Here is a 25,761-nt window from a genome sequence, read left to right as displayed (position 1 = left end):
CGGCGGAAGAGCGTAATTTTAAGGAGGAAAAAAGATGGCGGACACATCCGGGCGCAAGTCCGAACATATCCGTATTTGCCTGGAGGAGCGGGTCGAGGGCGAAGGAATCCGGACCGGTTTCGAAAAATACCGGTTTCGGCATAATGCGCTGCCCGAGCTGAATTTCGAGGAGGTCAGCCTGAAAACGACGTTCCTCGGCGCTCCGGTACGGACGCCGCTGCTCATCAGCTCCATGACCGGCGGGAGCGAGCTCGCCGGGCAAATCAACGACCGCCTGGCGGAAGCGGCGGAGCGGCGGGGCTGGGCGATGGGCGTCGGCTCGGTGCGCGCGGCGGTGGAACGCGGGGAGCTCGCTCCCACGTTCGCGGTCCGGCGCAAGGCGCCGAGCATCCCGATCATCGCCAATCTGGGCGCGGTCCAGCTGGCCTACGGCTTCGGCGCGGACGAATGCCGGCGCGCCGTGGAGATCGCCGAAGCGGACATGTTGGTCCTGCATTTGAACAGCTTGCAGGAAGTGTTCCAGCCGGAGGGGAACACCGCTTTCGGCGGGCTGCTCGCCCGGATCGAGGCGGTCTGCCGGACGCTGCCTGTCCCGGTCGGCGTCAAGGAGGTCGGCTGGGGCATCGACGGGGGGACGGCCAAACGGCTTCGGGAAGCCGGCGTGGCCTTCGTCGATGTAGCTGGCGCCGGAGGCACCTCCTGGAGCCAGGTCGAGAAGTTCCGCAGCGCCGATCCGGTGCGCCGCGCGGCCGCGGAAGCGTTCGCGGATTGGGGCATCCCCACCGCCGAATGCATCCGCGAGGTAAGGGCGGCGGTGCCGGACGCCGCCCTGATCGGCAGCGGGGGCCTGAACACCGGCGTGGACGCCGCCAAAGCGCTGGCGCTTGGCGCGGACCTGGCCGGGTTCGGCCGGGCGCTGCTGGAACCGGCGGTGCATTCGGAGGAGCGGCTCGACGCGCTCTTGGAGCGCGTTGAGCTGGAGCTTCGCACCGCCATGTTCGGGGTCGGCGCCGGGACGGTGGCGGCGCTGCGGAATACGCCGCGCCTGGTCCGGCGCGAGTAGGGGGACAAGCCAGTGAAAGCATCCGTTTGGAAATGGAACCGGCGTATGGCCGCGGGTACGGCGATCGGAGCGGTGATGTACGGATTAACGAGCTGGATCGGCATCCCGATCGTGCCGGATACCGATCTCAGGCCGGCCATCGCTTTGTTGGCGATATTCGGCGCGATTTTCGGGCCGTTTTCCGGTCTGATTGCCGGGTTTACCGGACACGTCATCAACGATTTGATCTTCGCCAGCGAGGTGTCCTGGGGCTGGGCCCTGGCCTCGGGCATCACGGGCGCCTGCATGGGCCTTGTCTATTTCGCGAGGGATTTCGATCCGGAAGCCGGGAGGATCCGTAAAGGCCATATGTTAATATTGCTTATCTTCGGGGTGATTGGCATTTTCGGGGCGCTCGCCTTTACGGGCTGGTTCGATATCTATGTGATGAAATTTCCCGATGAAATCGCTATTACTCAGGTGATTTCGGCCGGAATCGCCAACGTCTTCGTCTTTATCGTCCTGGGTCTCCCGGCGGTCTGGGCGTACGGCAACCGGCACAAGTCCGCGGCGTTTTGAACGTGGGGCGGCTGGCGGCTCCTTCCGGGCTGCGCTTAAATTAACGGGAAAATCTCCCGTTAATGTCCCGCTCTTGGCCTCTCGATCGGATTTAGCTGGAAAAGCTCCATCTATTTTGCGGCCCTATTGCCAAAATACACAATTTCAGGCGAATTAACGGGAGATTTTCCAGCTAATTCGCCTCTGCAGCCGCATACGTACCAAATTAACGGGAAGAATTCCCTTTATTTCGAACCAACCCCTTAGTTGCAGGTTTAGGTAGGGGCCTCCCTTTTCCCGAATGGCAGGCGCAGCCGAATTGGGGGCGTCAAATTGGGGGGGGGGCGAATTGTGGGTTGCCCAATGCTGTGTGACTGAATGCTGTGTGACTGAATGCTGTGTGACTGAATGCTGTGTGACTGAATGCTGTGGCTGAATGATGTGTTGCCGAATGCGGAGTTGGCCGGATTTTACCGTAATTTTCGGGGTGTTCTTGAAATCTGCCCGGGGGATAGGTACTATGGTTGAAGAAGATGAGCAATTACAAGAATGAGGAGTTGTCATAGATATGGCTTTAAAGGCTGGAATCGTGGGCCTTCCGAACGTCGGAAAATCCACGTTGTTTAACGCAATTACGCAGGCGGGGGCGGAATCCGCGAACTATCCCTTCTGTACGATCGATCCGAACGTTGGGGTTGTGGAAGTCCCTGACCCGCGCCTGGACAAATTGACCGAATTGGTCGTGCCGAACCGCACCGTGCCTACGGCGTTTGAGTTCGTGGACATCGCCGGACTGGTGCGCGGCGCGAGCAAGGGCGAAGGGCTGGGCAACAAGTTTTTGGCCCATATCCGGGAGGTCGATGCCATCGTTCACGTGGTCCGCTGCTTTGAAGACGAGAACATCACGCATGTGGACGGCAAGATCAACCCGATCAGCGATATTCAGACGATCAATCTGGAGCTGATCCTGGCGGACCTCGACAGCGTAGAGAAGCGGATCGAGCGCTCCCGCAAAAATATGAAGGGCGGCAACAAGCAATACGCGCAGGAAGTGGAATTGCTGGAACGCATCAAAGAAGCGCTCTACAACGATCAACCGGCGCGCAGCGTGGAACTGACCGACGATGAGAAGCTGATCATCCGCGACTTGCATCTGTTGACGCTGAAGCCGGTACTCTACGCGGCTAACGTCAGCGAGGACGGCGTGGCCGATGCGGACAGCAACCCTTACGTACAGCAGGTCCGGGATTTCGCGGCCGCGGAAAATGCCGAGGTCGTGCCGATCAGCGCCAAGGTGGAGGCGGAAATCGCCGAGCTGGAAGGCGAGGACAAGGCGATGTTCCTGGAAGAGCTGGGATTGCAGGCGTCCGGCCTGGACCGGTTGATTCAAGCGGCATACCGTTTGCTTGGTCTTTATACGTATTTTACCGCCGGGGTTCAGGAGGTCCGCGCTTGGACGATCCGCAAGGGGACGAAAGCGCCGGCCGCGGCGGGCGTCATTCACTCCGACTTTGAGCGCGGCTTTATCCGCGCGGAGGTCGTATCCTATGACGATCTCGTTGCCGCCGGTTCGATGAATGCCGCCAAGGAACGCGGACAACTTCGCCTGGAAGGCAAGGAGTACGTCGTGCAGGACGGCGATGTCATGCATTTCCGGTTTAACGTGTAGGGCAAAGATGGGCAAGCGGGCCCCTTGCAACTCCGTTTTCAAGCAAGCGGGCGCCGCCGATCACAAGTCTGCCGCTGTTGCGGCAGGCTTTTTTTATACGGACCCGGAGACCTCCTGGCCATGATTTCACGGGGCGCATCCCCTCTGTTCAATCGTATGGCTATATGGTATAATGTTATGTTGTTTACCTAAAAATCATTTTTACAAATCATCGATTATTTTCTTCGCGAAAATTGTCATAGAGAGAGGTGACTTCCTTTGTTGGACCGACTGCAATCCCTGGCTGACAGGTACGAGAAGCTGAGCGAGCTGCTCTGCGACCCGGATGTGGCCAATGATACCAAGAAGCTTCGGGATTTATCCAAAGAACAATCCGATTTACAGCCGGCCTATGAGGCGTATACCGAATATAAGCAGGTCATCGAAGAACTGGAAGCCGCAAAAGCGATGCAGGCCGAGAAACTGGATGACGAAATGCGCGAAATGGTCAAGATGGAAATCGAAGACCTTACGGGGCGCCAACAGGAGTTGGAGGAAAAAATCCGCGTTCTGCTGCTGCCGAAAGATCCGAACGACGACAAGAATGTCATCGTCGAAATCCGCGGGGCGGCCGGAGGCGATGAGGCGGCGCTGTTTGCGGCCGATCTTTATCGCATGTACACCCGTTATGCGGATACGCAGGGGTGGAAAGTGGAAGTCATGGACGTCAATGAAAGCGACCTCGGCGGCTTTAAAGAGGTTATTTTCATGATCAACGGCCGCGGCGCGTACAGCAAGATGAAGTATGAGAGCGGCGCTCACCGCGTGCAGCGGATTCCGTCCACGGAGTCCGGCGGGCGGATTCACACTTCGACTTCGACGGTGGCGGTGATGCCGGAAGCCGAGGAAGTCGACGTGGAAATTCTCGACAAGGATATTCGCGTCGACACGTTCTGCTCGAGCGGCGCGGGCGGCCAATCCGTCAACACGACGAAATCGGCGGTCCGGGTTACGCACATTCCTACTGGCATTGTAGCGACTTGTCAGGACGGCAAATCGCAGAACTCGAATAAGGAAAAGGCGCTTCAAGTGCTGCGGGCGCGGATTTCCGATATGAAGCGTCAGGAAGAGGAAGCGAAATATGCCGGCGAACGCAAGAGTAAAGTGGGAACCGGGGACCGCAGCGAGCGGATCCGGACATATAACTTCCCGCAGAGCCGGGTGACGGATCACCGGATCGGACTGACTCTGCACAAGCTGGATCAAGTCATGAACGGAGAGATCGAGGAAATCGTCTCGGCGTTGACGCTGGCGGAACAGGCCGAACTGATGGATAAAGGAGAATAATGTTGAACGGTAACGGATATGTGTTATCTGGAGACCTGAATATTTCGGAAGCCCGCAGAGAGGCTTCCTCTTTTTTAGCGGCGCGCGGCGTGGCCGAGCCGGAGTCGAATGCCGAGCTGCTGCTGCGGCATGTGCTCGGTTTGGAGGGCGCGGCGTATTTGGCCGCCCTGCGCGATCCGTTCCCGCTTGAGCGCAAAGCCGAGTGGGAGGAGGTCATCCGCCGCAAAGCGGCGGGCGAGCCGGCGCAGTATATTATCGGGGAACAGGATTTTTACGGCCTGACCTTCAAGGTCACGCCGGCCGTCCTGATTCCCCGTCCGGAAACGGAGCTGCTCGTGGAGGCGATCGTCCAGGCGGCCGATCGCCTGTGGCCCGGCGGCGCTCCGCAGGCCGCCGACATCGGCACCGGCAGCGGCGCGATCGCTGCCGCCCTGGCCCACCTGCGCCCGTCCTGGCGCATTTCGGCGAGCGATATCTCGCCGGAAGCGCTCGCGGTGGCGCAGGAGAATGTCCGGCGGCTCGGCCTGGACGTCGCGTTCAAGCAGGGCAACCTGCTTGAACCGTTTGCGGGCGAGCCGCTGGACATCGTGGTCAGCAATCCGCCTTATATTCCGGCGGATACGATCGCGCACCTGCAGCCGGAAGTGCGCGACCACGAGCCGCGCGGCGCGCTCGACGGCGGTCCGGACGGGCTGGCGCCCTACCGGACCATGATGGCGCAGCTGCCGCTGCTGCCCCGTCCGCCCCGGCTGATCGGCTTCGAGCTCGGGATGGGGCAGGCCGGCGAGATCGCCGAGCTGCTGCGCCAAGCCGGCTGCTGGAGCGAGATCGTGACGATCCCGGATCTGGCCGGTATCGACCGGCACGTATTGGGCATCGCCTAAAGGGCGGTGCTTTTTCGTTCACCGGACCGTAAAAAGCGGCCTCACCATACTCCCGTATCCAAATTTTCCGCGGAAGGATTGGGCAGAACGCCCAATAGACTTTAACCGGAGAATTCCTATACAATGGGAAGAGGATAAAATCAGGATGGCGGAGGACAGAGGAAATGCTGACCAAATTTAAAAAAATCGACTTTACAATCGTGTTCATCCTGCTGCTTCTGATGGGAATCAGTATTGCGGTGCTCTACAGCGCCACTTCGGGAACAAAATACGACGGCTATCATATCCGGATGTTCGTCTATTATTTACTGGGGTTTGCGGTGTTCTTTTCCGTGTCCCTGATAGATTTCAGACTGCTTATCAAATATGCGGTTTATATTTACTCGTTCGGTATCGGCCTGCTCATCGTCGTGATGTTTGCCGGTAATACGTACCACAATGCGACCGGTTGGCTTACGCTGCCCGGGGGGCTCAGTTTCCAGCCGGCGGAATTTTTCAAACTGCTGCTCGTCCTGTTTCTGGGCTTCATGCTCCTCCGAAAAAGAAAACCAAAGCTGATGTTTTGGCGCGATGTGGTGCCGATCCTGCTGGTGACCTTTATTCCGTTTGTGCTCGTCATGGCTCAAAACGATCTGGGGAATGCGCTCAGCTACCTCGTCATTTTGGCCGGGATGCTGTGGATCGGCAACATCAAATATACCCACGCCTTGATCGCCCTGGTGCTCTTTGCCGGCTCGGTATTCGGGGGGATCACCGCTTATAAGGTTTATCACGAACAAGTTTACAAATTTTTCGAAGAGATCGGGCGGGCTCACTGGATGGCGCGGATCGATCCCTGGCTGATGCCGGAGAAGGCTTCAAGGGACGCGATCTACCATACGCAAAACGCCAAGTTGGCGATCGCCTCCGGGGGAATGACCGGCGAGGGATACCTGCAAGGGGAGACCGTCCAGTCGGAACGGGTTCCGCTGACGTATTCCGACTCCATCTTCGTGGTGATTGCCGAGGAATTTGGATTTATCGGGAGTTCGGTGCTCCTGCTGCTCTATTTTGTACTGATTCATCGGCTCATTTTAATATCCCTGGATTGTCGGGACCGAAGCGGACCTTATGTCATCGTAGGGATCGTCGCGATGTTTCTGTACCAGGTGTTTGAAAATATCGGCATGTTTATCGGCCTGATGCCTTTGACCGGGATCACGCTTCCGTTCGTCAGTTACGGAGGAACCTCGCTGCTGATCAACATGGCCTGCATTGGCGTAGCGATGAGTATTCGGATCCATGGACATGAGGCGGAAGAAGATCAGCCGCTTACGACAACGCGTTACACGCGGGTCAAATCGCAAAACCCGTAAAATGCTCGGAAACCGGTAAATGCTCAGAGACCCGTGCTGTTCGGAAGTCCGAGAACGAAGGTTTGTCCGGAGGGTGTCCCGTAAGTCATCTTGAATGACGAGGGATGCCCTCTTTTCGTATAGTGACAGCGTCACGCCCCGAGATGCAGGGTAACTATGGAACCTTTTAACTCGTCCTCGTCGCAAAAATTCTTTTTACGGGTACGGGATGGGGGATGTATCTTTGTCCACTTTTGAAAAGACAGATTTAGGTTTTGTCTTTGACTGGTGGACGTTTTTTCCACGGCCTCGCATCGCCTTGCGATTTCATAGATTCATAGGTTTACTTCTCTCTTGAACGGACATACTGATAGACATCATAGAGTACAGGGAGTGGAAGGGCTATGCGGCGGGGAAAAAAATATGGACTTATTATCTTCAGTTTAATGATTTTATTGATGTCCTGGGAGGGGCAAAAAATAGATTCGGCGGCGGCCGAAGGGGCGATTCCCCAGCAATCGATCCGGCTGCGGATTTTGGCCCATTCGGATGGCGTGGGCGATCAAATCGTCAAACGCCGGGTACGCGATGCGGTGGTCGAGCAGATGAACGCCTGGGTCGGCGAGCTTGAGGACCCGCAAAGCCTGGAAGCCGCCCGCGGCGTGATCCGGGAGCATCTGGACGAAATCGGGGAGCGGGTCGGGGAAACGTTGGCGGAAAGCGGAAAAAAGTACGGCTATAAGGTGGAACTGGGGATGGTTCCTTTTCCGACGAAAATGTACGGGGGCGCGGTTTATCCCGCGGGGGACTATGAGGCGCTTCGCGTTACTTTGGGAGAGGGGAACGGCAAGAACTGGTGGTGCGTTTTGTTTCCGCCGTTGTGTTTTGTCGATGCGGGAAGCGGGGATGCGCTGCAGAACGGTCAGGGAAGCCAGGCGGTCTCTGCCAAGGGAGGAGCGGATCAGCCCGTTCAGGCCGAGCCTGGGGAGACGAAGGTGCGTTTCTTTTTGTGGGATATGCTGGTGCGCTTGTGGGATTGGATCGCCGGGCTGTTTCGATAAAAATATACGGGTATCAAAGCAAACCGTGCAGATGGAGGCTCTGCGCGGTTTTTGTTTCGGTTATAATAGAAGGGTTCGTATATTAAAAAAAGTTGGGACGGTTTGCTTATGGAACATCATCAGTTTTTACCGAATGAGGAAGCGGGGCAATCCCGGCGCACGCGCTGGTGGGATGTGTCCGTTTTAATAGATGGGACAACCCCGGAGGTACAGGCGCGCCTGGAAGCGGAGCAGGGCTTGGCGGAAGCGGGCGGGGTGCTGGCGGCGGGCGGAACGGTGGCCTTTCCGACCGAGACGGTTTACGGGCTCGGCGCAGATGCGCGGAACACGGCGGCGGTGGAGGCGGTGTTTGCCGCTAAAGGGCGGCCGTCCGACAATCCGCTGATCGTGCATATCGCGGACCTCAGCCAGCTGGAAGGCCTCGTCACGGAGGTGAACGGGACGGCGCGGCGGCTGATGGATGCGTTTTGGCCGGGGCCGCTGACGCTGGTGCTGCCCGCGGCCCCCGGCGCCGTCTCGCCCCGCGTGACGGCGGGGCTGGACACCGTGGCCGTGCGGATGCCGGCCCACGACATCGCGCTGCGGCTGATCGCCGCAGCGGGGTGCCCGGTGGCGGCCCCTAGCGCCAACCGGTCCGGGCGTCCGAGCCCGACGCTGGCCAGCCACGTCGGGGACGATCTCGCCGGCCGTATCGACGGTATCGTCGACGGCGGGCCCACGGGGGTGGGCCTCGAGTCGACGGTGGTGGTGGCCGGCGACGACGGCATCGTGACCGTGCTCCGCCCCGGCGGGATCACGGCGGAGCAGCTCGCCCGCCATGCGGCGGACGTGCGACTGGACGCCGCCCTGCAAAGCGCCGCGGAGGCGGGCGGACGCGACGAGGACATGCCGGCGCCGCGCTCGCCGGGCATGAAGTACACGCACTACGCCCCCCGCGGGGCGCTGCGTGTGGTGACCGGCGCCGCCCCGGAGCGGGTGGCGGCCGCCATCCAGGCCGAGCTCGACGCGGCCAAGGCGCGCGGGGAGGTCACGGGCGTGCTCGCCTTTGACGAGCACCTTCCGCTCTACCGCGCCGACTGCGTGCTTTCGCTCGGCAGCCTGACGGCGCTGGAGACGGCGGCGCATCGTCTTTACGCGGCGCTCCGCCGCTTCGACGACGACGGCGTCACCTTCATTCTGGCCGAGTCCTGCCCGCGGGAAGGACTCGGCGCCGCCGTGATGAACCGCCTGCTTAAAGCGGCGGGCGGAAAGGTAATAAAGGTGTAGGGAGATATCGGATATCCTTAACGGAGGGAGGTCGAAGGGGAAATGATATCGATCGGGCTGACCGGCTGGGGAGACCACGAAGCGCTGTATCCGCCGGGGACTCCGGCCAGAATGAAATTGTCGCTGTATGCGAGGCATTTTCCGATCGTCGAGGTGGACAGTTCGTTCTATGCCGTTCTGGGCGAGCACACTTACCAAAAATGGCTGGACGAAACGCCGGCCGATTTCACCTTTATCTTGAAGGCTTACCGGGGCATGACCGGGCACAACCGCGGCAAAAGCCCCTACGGCGGGCCGGGTGAGATGTTTCAGGCTTACCTGGATTCGATTCGCCCGATGGTGGAATCGGGCAGATTGAAAGCCGTCATGTTTCAATTTCCGCCCTGGTTTGATTGTACCGCCGACCATATCCGGCGCCTGCGCGCGGTCCGAAAATGGATGGGGCACCTTCCTTTGGCCCTGGAATTCCGCCATCAGAGCTGGTATGCCGCCGGGGTGCGCGACAACACGATCTCCTTCATGCGGGACGAGGGCTGGATTCACATTATTTGCGATGAACCCCAGGTAGGACAGGGTTCGGTTCCCGCCGTCTTGGAACCGACCGACCCGAACTTGACGATCGTCCGGCTTCACGGCCGAAACGAAGGCGGCTGGCTGCAGGGCGGCGCGCCCAATTGGCGGGAGGTTCGCAATTTGTACCGGTACAATCGCGATGAGCTGTCGGACTGGCGCGATAAATTGGCGATGCTGGAAGAGAAGGGCACCCGGGAGATCTGTATGATTTTTAACAATAATTCCGGCGGGGACGCCGCTCCGAACGCGCTCGAAATGATGGATCTCTTAGGGTTGGAAACGGCGGGCTTGCCGCCTCAGCAGCTTGATTTGTTTGGCGAAACCGAATAACGATCATGACTTGCCCATTGTCCGCATATGGTTGTACAAGTAGTTTTTGGACATGGGGGAGTGCAGGTATGACGGAGGCTTTTGCCCGATTGGGGGAATGGATGACGGTTCTGCTGATGGCCGTAGCCTTGGGCATGGATGCTTTTTCGCTCGGCGTCGGCATCGGAATGAAAGGGGTAGGGAGAAAGGATGCGGTCCGCATTGGCGCGACGGTGGCTCTTTTTCATATCCTCATGCCCTTAATCGGCATTTCCGCCGGCCAGTATGTCGGCGACCTGCTCGGTCATCTGGCGCGGTATGCTTCGGGGGGATTGCTGCTGCTTTTGGGCGCTCACATGATCTTCAGTTCCGTGAAGGGCAGCGGGTTTCAATCCATCGACCACCGAACTTTGTGGGGAGTCGTACTTTTCTCGCTGAGCGTGAGCATCGATTCCTTCTCCGTCGGGGTCTCCTTGGGGATGTTTCGTTCCGACTTGCTGTTGACGGTGCTGGCCTTCGGGATCTGCGGCGGATTGATGTCCCTGATGGGCCTGGCTCTCGGACGTAGCGTCGGCCCGAAGTTCGGAGAATATGGCGAGGCGGCCGGCGGCTCGATACTATTCACGTTTGGACTCCTGTTTATCTTTTGATACAATAACACTGATCCGAACCGAAGTGAGATGAAGGGCTATGGCGTTTTGACGGAGGTGACTAGCGAATGCGGATTTTGTTTGTATGTACGGGAAATACATGCCGGAGCCCGATGGCTGAAGGGATGATGCGCCAAATCGCCAAAGAGCGCGGGCTTGATGTCGAGGTGCGCTCGGCGGGGGTAGCCGCAAGCGATGGATCATCGATGTCTCGTCATGCGGAATCGGTTCTCAAGGAACAGGGAATCATGGACCGGATCGTATCGACCTCGCTCCACGGGGAGTTGGTCGAATGGGCCGATTTGATTCTAGCCTTGACGGAAGGGCATAAGCGGCAGATCGTGTATACATTTCCGGCGGCGGTGGACAAAACATATACGCTGAAGGAATATGTCGAGGATAATGCTGACGTACTGGCTGAAAAGGAAGAGCTGCAGCGCTTGGCGGCCGAGCTGGAACTGGACCGGGCGCTTGGGAAAAAGCCGGACGACGCGGCTAGGCGCAGATTGAACGAATTGCTTCACCGCTTGCCGGTATATGATATTTCCGATCCTTTCGGCGGTTCGCGGGAAGATTACAATCGGGCCGCGGCCGAAATCCGGGCGGCTTTGGAGAAGTTGGCCGACAGGCTGGCGAGCGACCGGGATCATTCCGGCGATACCGGATGGGGATGAATTGCCGGTTGCATTTGTGAGGGTTATGCTTTATTCTTAAGCTAGAAATGAAGATCCGATGTGACTGGCGACGAAAGTGGATGAAACCACGGTGGAGCATCGGAATATACGGCCGGTCGCCTGGGCAAAGAGCAAGACGCGTTGGTAGCGTCATGCTCTTTTTTCGTAAGCGGGACTTCTTTATCGTCAATATCCTTGCCGTTTTAGGTATAATAAGGATAGTTGTATGACGAGAACCGACATTTTTCGGAAAGAAGGGGTATCACGATGGAAACGGCAAACGCCGGAGAGATCCGGGAGCAGGTTGCTGAAATCCTGGAGGAGCTGGTGCAGGCCGCCGGACTCCGGCCGGGGCGGGTCGTCGTATTTGGCGTGAGCACGAGCGAGGTGGCGGGAGCCCGAATCGGCACGGGCGGCGCGGAGCAAATTGCGGCCGAGCTGTTCGCCGGTATCGACGAGGTTCGCCGCAAGTACGGATTTGACGTCGCCTTCCAATGCTGCGAGCACCTGAACCGTTCGCTTGTGGTGGAACGGGCCGTGCTGGAGCGCCTCGGGCTTACGGAGGTAGCCGCGGTTCCCGTAGCGAAGGCCGGCGGCTCGATGGCGGCGGTCGCATACCGCAGCTTGTTCGAACCGTGTTTGGCCGAAAGCATTGAAGCCCACGCCGGTTTGGATATCGGAGAGACCTTGGTCGGCATGCATCTGCGTCGCGTCGCGGTCCCTTTCCGCCCCACCCTGCGGTATGTCGGGAAGGCCCGGGTCAACGCGGCCTGGACGCGTCCGAAGCTGATCGGAGGAGAGCGTGCGGTATACGCGTTGCCCAAAAACGGGGATTCGCGGTTGTGTGATTGAAGTTGTTTATTATTTAACATAGGGGGACTATGGACATGGATCAATTGAAAAAGCAAGACCCGGCGGTATTGGAAGCGATGAATCTGGAACTGAAGCGTCAGCGGAACAACATTGAGCTGATCGCCTCGGAGAACATCGTCAGTGAAGCGGTCATGGAAGCGATGGGCTCCGTATTGACCAACAAATACGCGGAAGGTTATCCGGGGAAACGCTACTATGGCGGCTGCGAACGCGTCGATATCGTGGAAAATATCGCCCGCGACCGGGCCAAGGAGCTGTTTGGCGCCGAGCATGCCAACGTTCAGCCGCATTCCGGCGCACAGGCCAATATGGCGGTCTATCTGGCCGCGCTGAAGCCGGGAGATACCGTACTCGGGATGAACCTGGCCCATGGCGGACACTTGACGCACGGCAGCCCGGTCAACGCATCCGGCCTTCTTTATAATTTCGTGGCGTACGGCGTACAGGAAGATTCTTTCCTGATCGATTACGACGAAGTGCGCAAAGCCGCGTTCAAACACCGTCCGCGCCTGATCGTGGCGGGGGCGAGCGCGTACCCGCGCGTCATCGACTTTGAAAAGCTCGCTTCCATCGCCAATGATGTCGGCGCTTTGTTCATGGTCGACATGGCGCATATCGCCGGTCTCGTCGCTGCCGGGCTGCATCCGAATCCGGTGCCGCATGCTCACTTCGTGACGACGACGACGCACAAAACGCTGCGCGGACCGCGCGGCGGCCTGATTTTGTGCCGCCAGCCATGGGCTGCTGCGATCGACAAGGCGGTATTCCCGGGTACGCAGGGCGGACCTCTGATGCATGTGATCGCCTCCAAAGCGGTGGCGCTGGGCGAAGCGCTGCAGCCTTCCTTCAAGACCTATGCGGAGAATGTGGTCAAGAATGCCAAAGTCCTCGCGGAAACGCTGATGGCGGAAGGTCTGAACATCGTTTCAGGCGGCACGGACAACCACTTGATGCTGGTGGACACGCGCAACCTGAACATCACGGGCAAGGACGCCGAGCATGTGCTTGATTCGATCGGCATTACGGTCAACAAAAACGCGATTCCGTTCGATCCGACCAGCCCGTTCGTGACCAGCGGCATCCGCATCGGAACGCCGGCCGTAACCTCCCGGGGAATGGACGAGGAAGCGATGAAAGTCATCGGTCGGACGATCGCATTGGTCCTGAAGAACCCTAAAGACGAGGCGTCTCTGGAGAAAGCCCGTCAGCAAGTTGTCGAACTAACCGATAAATTTCCGATTTATCCGGAACTCAGCTACGAATAAGCGCCTGATTTAGCGGAAGGTTGACCCGTCGATGCGGGTCGGCCTTTTTTTTTCGGAGAACACCCTATATCTTGCTAGCTAAATATGCAATAATTAATCTATGATAGCGCATACAAAACGATGACCGCCGGGTGAGAACATGGTATCAAGCAGACAACAGCGAATGCTCAAACAATTGATGGAGAACGACGGGGCCACTTATATATCTTTGCAAAATTTGGCGGAGGAGTATGGGATCTCTTTGCGTACGGTACGAAACGACTTGTTGGGGCTGGAGGATTGGCTCATGGAGCGGGGGGTGCGCCTGGAGCGCGATCGTACCGCCGGTGTCCGGCTTCGGCTCGGCAGCGACCAGTCGATACGGCTTGCCGCGCAGACGCAGCAGCGTCCCGACTATATGGATGCGAAGCAACGGATCGGACTGCTGCTCAAGCAGCTCCTGCAAGAGGCGAAGCTGCCCGTCAAAGAGGTCATGAAGGAGTTCGGGATCAGCAAAAATACGCTTTTGCAGGATTTAAGCGAAATTAAGCGGCGGTTGGAGCGCTGGGAGTTAACCCTGGTCCGGGACCGGGGGGTGCTTTGCGTCACGGGTGCGGAGAAACTCAAGCGAAGCGCTTATTTAAGTTTGCTGCGCGCCGAGATGACCGACGACCGGTTGTTCCGATATATTCTGGATCAACGGGAATATGGGGAACCGCGGTTACCGATCACGCCCTGGAAAGATTGGTTCAACACCGAAGATACCGCTATGCTGTTCGATACGATGCAACGCCTGGAGGAGAAAATGGGCGTTCAATTTACGGATGCCGGGTACTCCACCCTAATTCTTCACATCCTCATGGCGATGGAACGATTGCGGGGGACGCATTCGATCGAAATGGATCCCGAATCCCTGTCCGAGCTAAAAGGCCATGATGCGTATGAATTGGTGAGGACAGAGGCGGGCCCGCGGATTGAGGAGCATTTTGGGGTGAAGCTTCCCGCGGCGGAAATCGGTTATATCACCCAGCATATTCTCGGGGCTCAAAAACAAAGTCTGCCGGCCGAGGAACAAATGATCGTCGAGCTGGCCGAGCAAATGGTGGTTCGTATCGAGCGGGATTTGGGGCGAAAGCTGCAGTTATCCGACCAAATTGTCCAGGGATTGGCCATTCATTTGAAGCCGGCCATTTACCGGGCCAAGTTCGGGCTGCAATCGAAAAATCCTTTGATGCGGCAATTGGAAGCCCAGTACGGAACATTGCTCGATTTGGTGGAGCGGGTTGTAAATGACGTGATGAAACCCTGGTCCGTTCTTTTTGATCGGGACGAGGTCGGCTATATTATGCTCCATATCGGGAGCGGGCTGATCCCTCCGCAGGCTCCTCTGCGCAAGCGCGTGGCGATCGTATGCGGTTCGGGCCTCGGCACTTCGGCCATGTTGAAGCGGCGGATGGCCGTGGTTTTTCCCCAGGTTGATGCTGTGGGGACATACTCGTATAAAGAGTCGGCAGGCATCAAGATCGGCGAAGTGGATGCCATCGTCAGCACGATGGAAATCAGCCACGCTTTGCAGGTGCCCTGGGTCAAAGTGTCCCCGCTTCTCGACGAATCGGACCAGAAGCGAATCGCGAGCTTCTTGGGTGTCGCACCTTCGGGGGAATCCGCGGCTGCTGCTGCTTCCGTCCAAGCGGTTAATGACATTCTCGAGGCGGTTGAGCGAAATGCCCATATCCATAACCGCAACGGCTTGCTGGAGGAACTGCTGCACTTGTTCCAGGGCGGAAGCGGTCGGGACAAGCGGCCGGCCGGGGAGTATACCCTTACTTCGTTATTACCGCCGGATTCCATCCGCCTTGGATTAGCCTCCGTTCCGTGGGAGGAAGCCGTTCGGGAGGGGAATCGGATTCTGATGGAAAAAGGGGTTGCGGACGCAAAATACGGAGATGCCCTGGTCGAAATCATCCAATCCAATAAGCATTCTTTTATCATCCGGTCCGGAGTGGCCTTTCCCCATGTATATATGCCGGAGTGTGTGGCGGCAACGGGCTTCAGCTTAATGACCTTTCGCGAGGCGCTGGCGTTCGGACCCTCCGCTCAACCGGTTTGGCTCGTTATTACGCTGGCGGCCATCGATAAGGAGCGGCATGTGGCTGCGCTCGGGACATTGCTGGAGGTTATGAACGACGAATCGTTCATGGCCGATTTGAGGCAAACCGCGGATGCGGACGGCCTGTGGCGAAGGCTGCGGGAGAAGGAGGGCAAATGAAGAAGATCGTCATCGCTTGCAACAGCGGTCTGGGGACCAGCCTGATGATCCGGTTAAATGTGGAGGCTCTTATGAAGGAGTTGAGCGTACAGGCTCAAATCGAGCATACGGATATCACCTCGTTGGATGCTTATGATGCGGATCTGATTATAGGTTCCAGCTATGTTATAGAATCCCTGCACTTGGCCGGGACGGCTGAACTGATCGGACTGGAGGACATTACGGACCGGCAGCATCTGAAAGTCCGGCTCATGGAGTCCGGCACGCTCCGGGACTGGTTCGCCTGACAAATGAAATAAAAATGAAGGATATGAATACCTAGACGGGAGGTTACCCCATGAATGCGACGCAAGTCATCAGCAAGGGACTACTCGGGGAACCTGCCCTGCTGCTCGGGTTAATCGCGTTTATCGGACTGCTGCTGCAGAAGCAGTCGTTTCAACGGCTCATTCACGGCACGATCAAGACCATGCTCGGGTACACTTTGCTGCAAATCGGCGCCAACGCCGCCGGCTCATCCTTATCCAATTTATCGGCGGTTATCCAGAAAGGATTTCAAATTATCGGGATCATCCCGCATAACGAGACGATTACCGCTTTGGCCCAGATTAATTACGGTGAAGAGATCGCGCTAATTATGCTGGCCGGGATGATCGTCCATCTCTTGATTGCCCGTCTGACTCCGGTCAAATACATCTTTCTGACGGGGCATCATATGCTGTTCATGGCCTCGCTGCTGGCGGGCGTTCTGGTTTCGATGTCCATGCCGTTATGGCAGGTGATGGCGGGCGGCGGTTTGGTCTTGGCTTTGTGCATGTCGTTTGCCCCGCTGATCGCCCAGCCTTATGTTCGACGGGTGACGGGAAACGATGACTTTGCGCTGGGGCACTTCAATAGCGTCGGATATGTTCTAAGCGGGTTTATCGCCTCGTGGTTCAAGAAGGGGCCCGAGCCGCCGGAGTCGCCTGGACTGCAAAGGCTTCGGTCTTTTTTTCAGGATCATATGGTCGTGATCACAGGGTTCACGTTCGTCCTCTTCCTTTTTTCGGGACTGTTCGCCTCTTCCGGAGGGATTGCCGAGATGTTCTCCGGCCGCCATCTTCTGGTCGTTTCCCTGATTCAGGCAACCTGGTTCGCGGGAGGGTGCTACGTTATCCTGGCGGGCGTACGCATGCTCCTGTCCGAAATCGTCCCCGCTTTCAAAGGGATTGCCGACCGCGTTGTTCCGGGGGCTATCCCTGCTCTGGATTGCCCGGTGATGTTCAAGTTTTCGCCTTTTTCGGCCATGGTCGGCTTTCTTCTGAGTTTCGCGGGGGGGCTTGTGGCGATGGCCGTGCTATTCCAGGTTCAGTACACGGTGATCATCCCCGGGGTAATTCCGCACTTTTTCTCGGGGGGGACGGCCGGCGTTATCGCCTATAAGATGGGAGGCCGCAAAGGCTTGGTCGTCGCTTCGCTATGCCATGGGTTTGCGATTACCATGCTTCCGACATTACTGATTCCCCTGCTGTCCAATCTCGGTTATTTACGAGCGACCTTCGCCGATAGCGACTTTTCGGTCATCGGTGTGATGGTCCATAAGTTATTCGGTTGGTTGCTGGGATAGCGGCCGTTCAAGGGGCTTACCCTTGGACGGCCGCTTTGCGGTTTTGGTCCGCTGTGCGCTTTTTCAGCAGGTTGTGGGCAAGGGAAAGCCACCCGAGCGGTGTAAAGGATTCTTACGCACACGCTTGGACTGCAACTAATGGTTTGGTTTCAATTAAAGGGAATTCCTCCCGTTAATTTGGTGCGTGGGCGGCTGTAGAGGCGAATTACCTGGAAAACCTCCCGCTAATTCGCCTGAAATAGCGTATATCAGCAATTGGGCCGCAAAATAGATGGAGCTTTTCCAGCTAAATCGGAGCGAAGAGCCAAGAGCGGTATATTAACGGGAAGTTTTCCCGTTAATAGTGTAGACTTCGACGGTGGGACCAGCCCGTTCTTTCTTTACGAAAGAAAATCCATCCTAAAGCTTGTCTATCGAGTCCAGAATCCGGTTGACCGGGGATGCGTACTTCTCCCGCAATGCGATGACGGTCGAATCGGTAGCATACAGCATTTTATTGTCTATTCCATGGATCACATATTCCTTCTCAAACAACCCGATTTCGGGATCATGCTCGTACGTAAGCACCCCTGCTGTTAAACCCGTTGTTGTAGTAATGACATCCCTGCTCTTGAATGTAAAACCCTCTTTATAATCGGGAAAGTCGATCAGCAGCGCATCCAGCTCCTCTTCCAGCGGAAGTGCTGCTTCTGTTTGTTCCCGGATTTCAATCAAAACATTCGTCTGCCAATTGGCTTCCACATCGGGAGCCATAATCAGCAGTACGTTTTCCTCTTTCAATTCCTCGACCGTCCAATCCTTGGGATAACGAAATTGAAGCGCTTTTTGTGTATCTTTGTAAATCAGGTATTCGTCTTCATCGGAAACGGACGGTCTTGATGGGTTCAGACGAATCGGCTTATTTCCCTTTTCGGTTAATGGAGGAAATTGGAGGCATAGAGAGCTGGCGCAGCCGGTGTCTAGTCCCTTCGTTCGTCCTAATTCATTAGTTTTATATGAATTTTCACACGAACTGGTTCTATCCCTTCCTGCTGGGCCGATACATTGGGGTTTCCACAAGAAGGCGGGGCCGGGCTTTTTGGTCTGCCCGTTTTTTTGCCGCAAGAAGTGGCAGAGACTTGGACTCACAGTTTTGTAAGCGCAACCAATATAATTAAGTCATAAATGATAAAGGGGGATTTCAAGATGAGTAAAAAGAGATGGATGAGTTCGGTAGCCGTATTAGCGGTGGCGGCGCTGCTCTTTACAGGTTGCGGGTCATCCGGGGGAAACTCCGGCACCGCGGGGGATAAGGCGGGGCAAAATGCCGGGGCTGCGGACAAGCCGCAAGGCAAATTGACGGTTTATGTCGGCTTTCAGGAAGATCACGCGGTAGCCGCCATCAAAAAATTTACGGAAGACACCGGGATCGAGGCGAGTATGATTCGGATGTCGGCCGGGGAAATTCTCGCTAAGATTCGGGCCGAGAAAGACAACCCGCAGGCGGATGTCTGGTATGGGGGGCCGGCCGACACGTTCGTCCAAGCGGCAAACGAGGGATTGCTGCAGCCTTACCAGTCGCCTGTCGCCGAAAAGATAGACGCCAAGTACAAAGACCCGGACGGCTATTGGACGGGCGTATATGTCGGAGCGGTCGGCTTTGCGTCCAATAAGGAGTTTCTGGCGAAGAAAGGCGTGGAGGCTCCGCGGCGGTGGGAGGACCTTCTGAATCCGGCCTTTAAAGGCGAAATCGTCATGGCGGACCCGGCGTCCTCCGGTACGGCTTATACGGCGATGTATTCCGTCCTGAAGGTGATGGGGAGCGAGGAGGGCGGCTTCGGTTACCTTAAAAAACTGCACCCCCAAGTCCAGCAGTATACGACTAGCGGCTCCGCACCGGGCCGAATGGTCGGCATGGGAGAAGCCGGCGTAGGCATTTTGTTCGCGCACGACATCATTAAATACCAGGAAGAAGGCTTCGACAGCCTTGTGCTGACGGTTCCTGAGGACGGTACGGGATACGAGACGGGATCGATCGGCATCATCAAAAACACCAAAAACGAAGAGCTCGCCCAGAAATTTGTCGATTGGGCCTTGTCACCGGCCGCTCAGGAACTTGGCAAGACGGTGGGAAGCTTCCAAAACTTGACGAATCCGGATGCCGTAGGACCGGAACAGGCTTTGAATTTGTCCGATATTCGTATGGTTGATTACGACGTAGTTGAAGCCGGTAAAGAACGTCAACGCCTGATCGACAAATGGAGCGCCGAGGTCAAAAAATAAATAACTGGGGACTACCTCCAAAGTTGTTATCTAGAGAGGAGAGAGCTTGAATGAGCGCCATGTTCAAGAGATTCAAGCGCGAGCCGCTCCTGCCGATTCTTATCGTGTTGGTCATGCTCTGCTTACTCGTTTTTATCGTATATCCATTATTCCAAATCTTTAAATCCAGCTTCGTCGGTTCGTCCGGCGAGGTTGGTCTGGAGGGTTACCTGCGTGTCCTCTCCGGAGGAGGATTGTTCCAGGCCCTGGTTAATTCGCTGGTGCTGGCCGTCCTAACGGCCACGCTGTCCACGGCCATTGCCTATGTGTTCGCCTATACGTTTGCTTATGTAAAGGTACCCTTTAAAAAGTTGTTTAACGGCATCGCTATCTTGCCGGTGATTTCACCGCCGTTTGTCATCGCGTTGTCCGCGATGCTGTTGTTCGGAAAACAAGGATTGGTGACCAAAAATTTGCTTGGCCTCGAAAACGCCAACATTTACGGGCTGCATGGGTTGGTCCTCGTGCAGACGCTATCGTTTTTTCCCATCGCGTTTCTGACGCTGTCGGGCTTGCTTCGCTCGATTAGTCCTTCCTTGGAAGAGGCGAGTCAAAATATGGGGGCCAGCCGCTTAAAAACGTTTCTCAGCGTGACGTTGCCGCTATCCGTTCCGGGGATCGCCAATGCATTCTTGCTTGTATTTGTTCAGTCTCTTGCGGATTTCGGCAACCCCATGACGATCGGAGGAAATTACTCTACGGTGGCCAGAGAAATCTATTTGCAGGCGGTAGGGAGCTATAATTTGCAGGCGGGCGCGGCGCTGGCCATGATTTTGCTGACCGTGACGATCATCGTGTATATCCTGCAAAACTTCTGGGTCGGCAAGAAGAGCTATGTCACGGTAACGGGCAAGCCGACCGGACAGCGCAGGATGATCGAGTCCGGGGCGATCAAACACGGGTTATTCGTTTTTTGTATGATTATGTCACTCGCCGTTATCGCCTTTTACACACTCGTCCCCGTCGGTTCGTTTATCAAACTGTGGGGGATCAATAACAGCCTTACCCTGGATCATTACAAATACGTTTTCTCCATCGGGCAGAAGGCGGTAAAAGATACGCTGACGCTGGCCATCGTCGCCACGCCGATCGCGGGACTTTTGGGAATGATTATTGCGTTCCTGATCGTCCGTAAAAGATTCATGGGCAAAAGAGCGCTCGAAGTCATCAGCATGCTGTCGATTGCCGTACCGGGAACGGTGATCGGGATCGGCTACATTCTGGCCTTCAATAAAGCGCCGCTCGCTTTAACCGGAACGGGACTGATTATCGTGGCTGCGTTTGTCGTACGCTCGATGCCGGTGGGCATTCGCTCGGGTGTCGCCGCCTTGCAGCAGATCGACCCGAGCATCGAAGAGGCCGCGACGAACCTGGGGGCCGGGGGGAGCAAAGTGTTCACCAGCGTAGTACTCCCGTTGATCAAGTCCGCCTTTTTCAGCGGTCTCGTCAACAGCTTTGTTAAAAGCATGACCGCGATGAGCGCCGTCATTTTCCTCATTTCGGCCAAATATAACCTGATTACCGCATCGATTCTGGCACAGGTCGAGGCGGGGCGGATCGGTGTGGCCAGCGCTTACTGTACCATCCTGATTCTCATCATGATCGTGGCGTTGGCGTTAATCAACTTGCTGGTGAAATGGATGGGCGGTAAAGAACGCTCCGCTTAAAGGGCGTCCATTCTTGAAGGAGGTATTGTTCATGGCTAAATCTGTAACGCTCCAAAATATATCGAAGGCTTTCTTGAACGATAAAGGGGAACGATCGTACGCGGTAAAAGGGGTGGATCTCAACATCGGGGAGGGGGAGTTCGTTACCCTTCTCGGCCCGTCGGGCTGCGGAAAAACGACGACACTTCGCATGATCGCCGGATTTGAGGACATCACCGAGGGGCATATTTACTTCGGAAATGAAGCGGTGGACCAGATTCCCCCGAACCGAAGAGACTGTACGATGGTGTTTCAATCCTATGCCCTGTTTCCTCATTTGAACGTCTTCGACAACATCTCGTACGGGCTTAAGATTAAAAAAATGTCCAAACCCGATATCATCTCGAAAGTTGAATCCGTATTGGATATAATGAATCTGCGGGATTATCGGGATCGGATGCCCAATCAATTGTCGGGCGGGCAGCAGCAGCGGGTGGCCTTGGCCCGAGCGCTCGTGATGGAGCCCGGCGTACTGTTGTTCGACGAACCGCTGTCTAACCTGGATGCCAAGCTGCGCCTGGTCATGCGGGATGAAATTCGGCGGATTCAACAGCAGATCGGCATTACGGCGGTTTATGTCACGCATGATCAAAGCGAAGCGATGAGCATGAGCGATAAGGTTATCGTTATGAATAAAGGGAGAATCGAGCAAATGGGTACGCCGATGGAGATTTATCAGCGCCCCAAAACACAGTTCGTGGCGGACTTTATCGGGACCGCCAATTTTATGGAGGGTACGGTCAAAGGGACGGAGGAAGGCAGGCTGCTGGTGGATACGGCCGCTGGATTATTGCGGGTTCACCGGGACGGTTTTAAGACGGGGGACCGTGTGACCGTCGTGATCCGACCGGAAGCCGTATCGTTGGGAAACGGGTCGGAGCGTAAGGGTATCGTGCAAAAAAGCGTGTTTATGGGACAAACGCAGGAATACGAAGTACAGTTTGGAGGCCAGCTGTTCCAAATAACCGAGCACAATCCGATTCAGGAAAAGGTCCATGCGGTCGGAGCCTCCGTTTCCGTGCAGTTTGCCGAAGATGCGCTTCATGTGATTTAACCCAACACAGTGAACTCGGGACGACATCAAGAAAAGGGGGACGGGCGGCATGAAACGAATAACGTTAGGCATACTTCTGCTGTCCCTTCTGTTCACATTATTGTCGGCCTGCGGCAAGGAAAGACAAGGAACGTTAACGGTATACGCCGGTTTGTATGAGGATCATGCTATAAAGGCGATCGAAACCTTCCAAAAACAGACAGGCATTAAAGTGAATTATGTGCGTATGTCGAGCGGGGAAATTCTGGCGCGAATCCGCGCGGAGCGGAATGCGCCGAAAGCCAGTATATGGTATGGCGGGCCGGCGGATACCTTTATTCAGGCGAAGACAGAGGGCTTGCTGGAGCCGTACAACTCTAAACAGGCCGAGTCGATCCCTCCGGAGTATCGGGACCCTGACGGGTATTGGACAGGCATTTACATCGGTTCCATCGCCTTTGTGTCCAACAAAACCTGGCTGCAGGAGGTGGGGCTGCAAGCTCCTCACTCGTGGAGCGACTTGCTGAAGCCGGAGTACCGGGGGATGATTTCGATGGCGGATCCCCGTTCATCGGGAACGGCCTACACGACGATGGCTACATTAGTGCAGTTGTTTGGCGAGGATGAGGCGTTCGATTACTTGCGGCGGCTTCATCGGCAAAGCATCGTTTACACTACATCCGGTAGCGTTCCCGGTCGAACGGTGGGCATGGGGGATTCGGGAACGGCTGTCATGTTCGCACATGATGCACTCAAATACTACAAGGAAGGGTTCCAGGATCTCATCATTAGCTTCCCTAATGAAGGAACCGGATATGAAATCGGAGCGGTCGGCGTCATCAAAGGCGGGCCGAACCAGAAAGAGGCCCGGGAGTTCGTCGACTGGGCGTTGAGCAAGCAGGCTCAGGATCTGGGCAAGCAGGTCGGGAACTATCAGCAGTTGACCAATCCGGACGCTGTTCCTCCCGAAGAAGCCATCCCTTTGGAGAAGCTGAACGCCATTCCATACGACCTTGAATGGGCCGGCAGGAACCGCGAACGCCTGATCCAAAAGTGGACCACTCGAGTGTTGGGTTTGGGAGATGAATAGTAAGCGTTGAACATTAGGCTTTATCGTTTTTTTGGTACGGAATATGCGAATCCCCCTGTCCTGTCCTTCCCTTATTGCATAAGATATCATGCGGCGGGAACCGGAATCGTCCACCGTGGATGGTCCGGTTAACCCGCATTCGGGAGAGGCAGGACGGAGGAGGTTTTGCAGGTGGGCTACCATTATACGGCGATCGGGGATTCATTGACGACGGGGGCGGGAGCTTGGCTTAGCGGCGGATTTGCCCCCGTCTATCGGCGCATGGCCGAAAGACGTCTCCGTACCTCGGTAAACTATGAGAATTTAGGGATTAACGGATTGACCTCACAGAGGCTGCTTGCCAAGATTCAGGGGGACCCGCGCTTCCGGGCGGCGATCCGGCGGGCCGATATCATCACCGTATCGATCGGCGCGAACGATCTGCGGCCTTATGCCGGAGCCGTCCGCGGCGGATCCCGGCTAGACGCTTCCCGCATCCCGCAAGCGCTGGGCCGGACGAAGGAGAATGTGAGGCAAATTGTCCACGACCTGTACCGGATAAAATACGGGCAGCCCAGGCCGTTCATCATTCGGATGGTAGGCGTGTACAACCCCTTTCCGAACAGGGAAGCGGGAAGGTATGCGCGTCAGTACAACTCGTTTCTCTATTCCCTGGGCGGGCCGAATTATCGTGTGGCCGACATTTACTCGGCGTTCGAAGGCAACGAAAGGAACTTGCTCTTTTTGGATGGGGTTCACCCGAACGCGAGGGGCTACCGCGTCATTGCCCGGGAACTGGACCGGCTTGGCTACATGCCTTTGCGGTAAGTGTGGAGAAATGTGTCGAATAAAATGGAAGGAAGGCCGACCAGTTGAACTGGTTGGTTTTTTTTGCGGATAAGTAGTTGACAGCGAGAAGGAGAAGGATATAATTAAGTCAAATGGTAACAAATAACATCCCAGTAATACTCCACTTAATGTTTTTCTCCAAAGGGTCTACTTCAGCCAATTGAGCAAACGCTTGCATTAATGCTTTTATTTGGCAGCTATGCTTCTTCCTACTTTTCTGCACCTCACCGTTAAATGGACATACTCAGGGTTTTCATGATGACACGTTTTTTATTCTCAAAAATGCAAACGATTGCGCGATTTCTCGTTTTGTATGAATGCATGGGTTAATACGAAAACAGGAGATGAGATTAAAGATGGAGTCGATTTCCTTGGTCCAGGTATTTGTAAGCGTTTTATTTGGTGTGTCATCAGCGTCCAAACTAAGTAAATTGTCATCCTTCAGAGACACGCTAAGGCAACTGAGAATCTTTCCTTTATGGGCGAAAAGAGCTGGAGCCGCCATTCCCTTGGCCGAGTTGGCCGTTTGCGTGTTGTTGTGGTTTCCTATGACATTGCGATTTGGTGCGGCGCTTGCTCTGCTTCTGCTCTGTTCCTTTGCTTGGGGGGCATGGAGAGCCAAAGGCAGAATGGTGATCTACCAGTGGTTTGGGGGGCTTATTTCGGAAAAGTTCAGCATGGCGCTATATACCAGACATTTTGTCCTCTTCCTCTTGAGCGTTTATCTTCTTGTTGCGCCGCTCTCGTCCGCATGGGCCTCGGCTTCTTTTGGGGAAATAGCGCTGGCGGTGCTCTCCTCCGTAGGGATCTTGGTGATTTATGCGCTGGGTTTAACGCTGCGACAGTACCATCAGCTCTACCAGGAATAGCACAACAACCGACTAAAGGAGTGACATGTTATGCCGAACATGTATGAAATCTCGTATTTGCTCTTGTGGGTCATTGTGATTCTGATTTCTTACGTCGTGATTGTCATTTTAAAGAGCGCCATCACAGCCAGAAGTATGCTCTATGAACAACAAGAGGGTTTGCCGGAAGGGGCAGAGTTTCCGATTGGGGGCCGCATCCCCATGGACGGAAGAGCCGTGCCCCTTAAGGACCATGGCAAGCTCGGCACACTTATATTTTTGACTTCTTCCCAATGCTTGGCCTGCAAAAAGCTGTACTCGGTCATTAACGATGTACAGAAGAAAATGCCGGTGTATCAGTATCTGTTCATGATGTCCGGTCCGGAGGACGAGGTAAACGCCGTCATTAAGGAGTATGAACTCCAGGTTCCGATTATTCATGTGGAAAATTTCAAGGATCTGCAAACTCCCTTCGTTCCGTTTGGATACTATGTGTCCCCGGATGGCTTGATCCGAGCGAAAGGAATTATAAATAACGAAGGCCATCTGCAAGCGCTGGTCTCGCATGGGGAAGAGCGAGTTTCGGCGTAAGGGGAAGGGCCGGTGGATCGATGAAA

General features: G+C 56.0%; 24 protein-coding genes and 1 riboswitch. Of the genes, 23 read left to right on the top strand and 1 reads right to left on the bottom strand.

Translation table 11 applies throughout. The features are described from left to right. Positions 1 to 34 precede the first annotated feature (34 nt). From fni to FRY98_RS14390, 16 genes are all read left to right on the top strand, one after another. The gene (gene fni / locus FRY98_RS14465) at positions 35 to 1,063 is read left to right on the top strand and encodes a type 2 isopentenyl-diphosphate Delta-isomerase (RefSeq protein ID WP_148453056.1); all 1,029 of its coding nucleotides are present in this window, start codon (positions 35 to 37) and stop codon (positions 1,061 to 1,063) included. A 12-nt stretch (positions 1,064 to 1,075) separates the two neighbouring features. Beyond that, complete coding sequence (locus FRY98_RS14460; RefSeq protein WP_225039349.1) at positions 1,076 to 1,621, top strand: ECF-type riboflavin transporter substrate-binding protein; 546 nt, start codon at positions 1,076 to 1,078, stop codon at positions 1,619 to 1,621. Between the two features lie 547 nt (positions 1,622 to 2,168). Continuing rightward, on the top strand, positions 2,169 to 3,269 hold the full coding sequence (ychF, locus tag FRY98_RS14455; protein WP_148453054.1) for a redox-regulated ATPase YchF: 1,101 nt from the start codon (positions 2,169 to 2,171) through the stop codon (positions 3,267 to 3,269). A 258-nt stretch (positions 3,270 to 3,527) separates the two neighbouring features. Continuing rightward, positions 3,528 to 4,595 (top strand): peptide chain release factor 1, encoded by a 1,068-nt coding sequence (gene prfA, locus FRY98_RS14450; RefSeq protein WP_148453052.1) that lies wholly within the window; start codon positions 3,528 to 3,530, stop codon positions 4,593 to 4,595. Then, the gene (gene prmC, locus FRY98_RS14445) at positions 4,595 to 5,479 is read left to right on the top strand and encodes a peptide chain release factor N(5)-glutamine methyltransferase (RefSeq protein ID WP_148453050.1); all 885 of its coding nucleotides are present in this window, start codon (positions 4,595 to 4,597) and stop codon (positions 5,477 to 5,479) included. The genes prfA and prmC overlap by 1 nt, the downstream gene beginning before the upstream one ends. 164 nt (positions 5,480 to 5,643) lie before the next feature. Next, complete coding sequence (locus FRY98_RS14440; RefSeq protein WP_148453048.1) at positions 5,644 to 6,834, top strand: FtsW/RodA/SpoVE family cell cycle protein; 1,191 nt, start codon at positions 5,644 to 5,646, stop codon at positions 6,832 to 6,834. 383 nt (positions 6,835 to 7,217) lie between these two features. Beyond that, positions 7,218 to 7,874: a stage II sporulation protein R gene (spoIIR, locus tag FRY98_RS14435; protein WP_148453046.1), complete on the top strand. Its 657-nt coding sequence runs from the start codon at positions 7,218 to 7,220 to the stop codon at positions 7,872 to 7,874. Between the two features lie 108 nt (positions 7,875 to 7,982). Continuing rightward, complete coding sequence (locus tag FRY98_RS14430; protein ID WP_148453044.1) at positions 7,983 to 9,140, top strand: L-threonylcarbamoyladenylate synthase; 1,158 nt, start codon at positions 7,983 to 7,985, stop codon at positions 9,138 to 9,140. A gap of 42 nt (positions 9,141 to 9,182) precedes the next feature. Further along, positions 9,183 to 10,043, top strand: a complete 861-nt coding sequence (locus FRY98_RS14425; RefSeq protein WP_148453042.1) for a DUF72 domain-containing protein — start codon at positions 9,183 to 9,185, stop codon at positions 10,041 to 10,043. A gap of 68 nt (positions 10,044 to 10,111) precedes the next feature. Beyond that, complete coding sequence (locus tag FRY98_RS14420; RefSeq protein ID WP_148453040.1) at positions 10,112 to 10,672, top strand: manganese efflux pump MntP; 561 nt, start codon at positions 10,112 to 10,114, stop codon at positions 10,670 to 10,672. A 68-nt stretch (positions 10,673 to 10,740) separates the two neighbouring features. After that, on the top strand, positions 10,741 to 11,346 hold the full coding sequence (locus tag FRY98_RS14415) for a low molecular weight protein arginine phosphatase (protein WP_148453038.1): 606 nt from the start codon (positions 10,741 to 10,743) through the stop codon (positions 11,344 to 11,346). 50 nt (positions 11,347 to 11,396) lie between these two features. After that, positions 11,397 to 11,479, top strand: a riboswitch (ZMP/ZTP riboswitch). Between the two features lie 134 nt (positions 11,480 to 11,613). Continuing rightward, the gene (locus FRY98_RS14410; protein WP_148453036.1) at positions 11,614 to 12,198 is read left to right on the top strand and encodes a TIGR01440 family protein; all 585 of its coding nucleotides are present in this window, start codon (positions 11,614 to 11,616) and stop codon (positions 12,196 to 12,198) included. A gap of 35 nt (positions 12,199 to 12,233) precedes the next feature. After that, entirely contained in the window at positions 12,234 to 13,484 is a 1,251-nt protein-coding gene (glyA, locus tag FRY98_RS14405) for a serine hydroxymethyltransferase (protein ID WP_148453034.1), read from the top strand. Between the two features lie 163 nt (positions 13,485 to 13,647). Further along, the gene (locus FRY98_RS14400) at positions 13,648 to 15,732 is read left to right on the top strand and encodes a BglG family transcription antiterminator (RefSeq protein ID WP_170287097.1); all 2,085 of its coding nucleotides are present in this window, start codon (positions 13,648 to 13,650) and stop codon (positions 15,730 to 15,732) included. After that, positions 15,729 to 16,019: a PTS sugar transporter subunit IIB gene (locus FRY98_RS14395; protein WP_148453029.1), complete on the top strand. Its 291-nt coding sequence runs from the start codon at positions 15,729 to 15,731 to the stop codon at positions 16,017 to 16,019. Before FRY98_RS14400 ends, FRY98_RS14395 begins: the two co-directional genes overlap by 4 nt. Before the next feature lie 50 nt (positions 16,020 to 16,069). Beyond that, complete coding sequence (locus FRY98_RS14390) at positions 16,070 to 17,338, top strand: PTS ascorbate transporter subunit IIC (protein WP_148453027.1); 1,269 nt, start codon at positions 16,070 to 16,072, stop codon at positions 17,336 to 17,338. Between the two features lie 399 nt (positions 17,339 to 17,737). On the opposite strand, the gene FRY98_RS14385 is transcribed toward FRY98_RS14390, so the two are convergent. Beyond that, positions 17,738 to 18,118, bottom strand: a complete 381-nt coding sequence (locus FRY98_RS14385; RefSeq protein ID WP_148453025.1) for a hypothetical protein — start codon at positions 18,116 to 18,118, stop codon at positions 17,738 to 17,740. A gap of 405 nt (positions 18,119 to 18,523) precedes the next feature. On the opposite strand from FRY98_RS14385, the gene FRY98_RS14380 reads away from it, so the two are divergent. From FRY98_RS14380 to FRY98_RS14350, 7 genes are all read left to right on the top strand, one after another. Further along, positions 18,524 to 19,600 (top strand): ABC transporter substrate-binding protein, encoded by a 1,077-nt coding sequence (locus FRY98_RS14380; protein ID WP_148453023.1) that lies wholly within the window; start codon positions 18,524 to 18,526, stop codon positions 19,598 to 19,600. Positions 19,601 to 19,650: 50 nt separating this feature from the next. Beyond that, positions 19,651 to 21,306: an ABC transporter permease gene (locus FRY98_RS14375; protein WP_148453021.1), complete on the top strand. Its 1,656-nt coding sequence runs from the start codon at positions 19,651 to 19,653 to the stop codon at positions 21,304 to 21,306. 31 nt (positions 21,307 to 21,337) lie between these two features. Continuing rightward, entirely contained in the window at positions 21,338 to 22,399 is a 1,062-nt protein-coding gene (locus tag FRY98_RS14370) for an ABC transporter ATP-binding protein (RefSeq protein ID WP_148453019.1), read from the top strand. A gap of 49 nt (positions 22,400 to 22,448) precedes the next feature. Beyond that, on the top strand, positions 22,449 to 23,468 hold the full coding sequence (locus FRY98_RS14365; RefSeq protein WP_148453017.1) for an ABC transporter substrate-binding protein: 1,020 nt from the start codon (positions 22,449 to 22,451) through the stop codon (positions 23,466 to 23,468). A 171-nt stretch (positions 23,469 to 23,639) separates the two neighbouring features. Further along, positions 23,640 to 24,275 (top strand): SGNH/GDSL hydrolase family protein, encoded by a 636-nt coding sequence (locus tag FRY98_RS14360; protein ID WP_148453014.1) that lies wholly within the window; start codon positions 23,640 to 23,642, stop codon positions 24,273 to 24,275. A 377-nt stretch (positions 24,276 to 24,652) separates the two neighbouring features. Beyond that, positions 24,653 to 25,165, top strand: a complete 513-nt coding sequence (locus FRY98_RS14355) for a MauE/DoxX family redox-associated membrane protein (protein ID WP_170287096.1) — start codon at positions 24,653 to 24,655, stop codon at positions 25,163 to 25,165. Positions 25,166 to 25,195: 30 nt separating this feature from the next. Next, entirely contained in the window at positions 25,196 to 25,735 is a 540-nt protein-coding gene (locus FRY98_RS14350) for a thioredoxin domain-containing protein (protein ID WP_148453010.1), read from the top strand. Positions 25,736 to 25,761 lie beyond the last annotated feature (26 nt).

The organism is Paenibacillus faecis (genome assembly GCF_008084145.1).
Classification (GTDB): Bacteria; Bacillota; Bacilli; order Paenibacillales; family Paenibacillaceae; genus Fontibacillus; species Fontibacillus faecis.
The sequence above is the reverse complement of the archived record's forward strand: the minus strand, read 5'-3'. Positions and strand labels throughout refer to the sequence as shown.

Coding starts and splice junctions, on each gene's coding strand:
- fni (WP_148453056.1), top strand. CDS start 35: ATGGCGGACACATCCGGGCGCAAGTCCGAACATATCCGTATTTGCCTG.
- ychF (WP_148453054.1), top strand. CDS start 2,169: ATGGCTTTAAAGGCTGGAATCGTGGGCCTTCCGAACGTCGGAAAATCC.
- prmC (WP_148453050.1), top strand. CDS start 4,595: ATGTTGAACGGTAACGGATATGTGTTATCTGGAGACCTGAATATTTCG.
- FRY98_RS14440 (WP_148453048.1), top strand. CDS start 5,644: ATGCTGACCAAATTTAAAAAAATCGACTTTACAATCGTGTTCATCCTG.
- spoIIR (WP_148453046.1), top strand. CDS start 7,218: ATGCGGCGGGGAAAAAAATATGGACTTATTATCTTCAGTTTAATGATT.
- FRY98_RS14430 (WP_148453044.1), top strand. CDS start 7,983: ATGGAACATCATCAGTTTTTACCGAATGAGGAAGCGGGGCAATCCCGG.
- FRY98_RS14425 (WP_148453042.1), top strand. CDS start 9,183: ATGATATCGATCGGGCTGACCGGCTGGGGAGACCACGAAGCGCTGTAT.
- FRY98_RS14420 (WP_148453040.1), top strand. CDS start 10,112: ATGACGGAGGCTTTTGCCCGATTGGGGGAATGGATGACGGTTCTGCTG.
- FRY98_RS14415 (WP_148453038.1), top strand. CDS start 10,741: ATGCGGATTTTGTTTGTATGTACGGGAAATACATGCCGGAGCCCGATG.
- FRY98_RS14410 (WP_148453036.1), top strand. CDS start 11,614: ATGGAAACGGCAAACGCCGGAGAGATCCGGGAGCAGGTTGCTGAAATC.
- glyA (WP_148453034.1), top strand. CDS start 12,234: ATGGATCAATTGAAAAAGCAAGACCCGGCGGTATTGGAAGCGATGAAT.
- FRY98_RS14400 (WP_170287097.1), top strand. CDS start 13,648: ATGCTCAAACAATTGATGGAGAACGACGGGGCCACTTATATATCTTTG.
- FRY98_RS14395 (WP_148453029.1), top strand. CDS start 15,729: ATGAAGAAGATCGTCATCGCTTGCAACAGCGGTCTGGGGACCAGCCTG.
- FRY98_RS14390 (WP_148453027.1), top strand. CDS start 16,070: ATGAATGCGACGCAAGTCATCAGCAAGGGACTACTCGGGGAACCTGCC.
- FRY98_RS14380 (WP_148453023.1), top strand. CDS start 18,524: ATGAGTAAAAAGAGATGGATGAGTTCGGTAGCCGTATTAGCGGTGGCG.
- FRY98_RS14375 (WP_148453021.1), top strand. CDS start 19,651: ATGAGCGCCATGTTCAAGAGATTCAAGCGCGAGCCGCTCCTGCCGATT.
- FRY98_RS14370 (WP_148453019.1), top strand. CDS start 21,338: ATGGCTAAATCTGTAACGCTCCAAAATATATCGAAGGCTTTCTTGAAC.
- FRY98_RS14365 (WP_148453017.1), top strand. CDS start 22,449: ATGAAACGAATAACGTTAGGCATACTTCTGCTGTCCCTTCTGTTCACA.
- FRY98_RS14355 (WP_170287096.1), top strand. CDS start 24,653: ATGGAGTCGATTTCCTTGGTCCAGGTATTTGTAAGCGTTTTATTTGGT.
- FRY98_RS14350 (WP_148453010.1), top strand. CDS start 25,196: ATGCCGAACATGTATGAAATCTCGTATTTGCTCTTGTGGGTCATTGTG.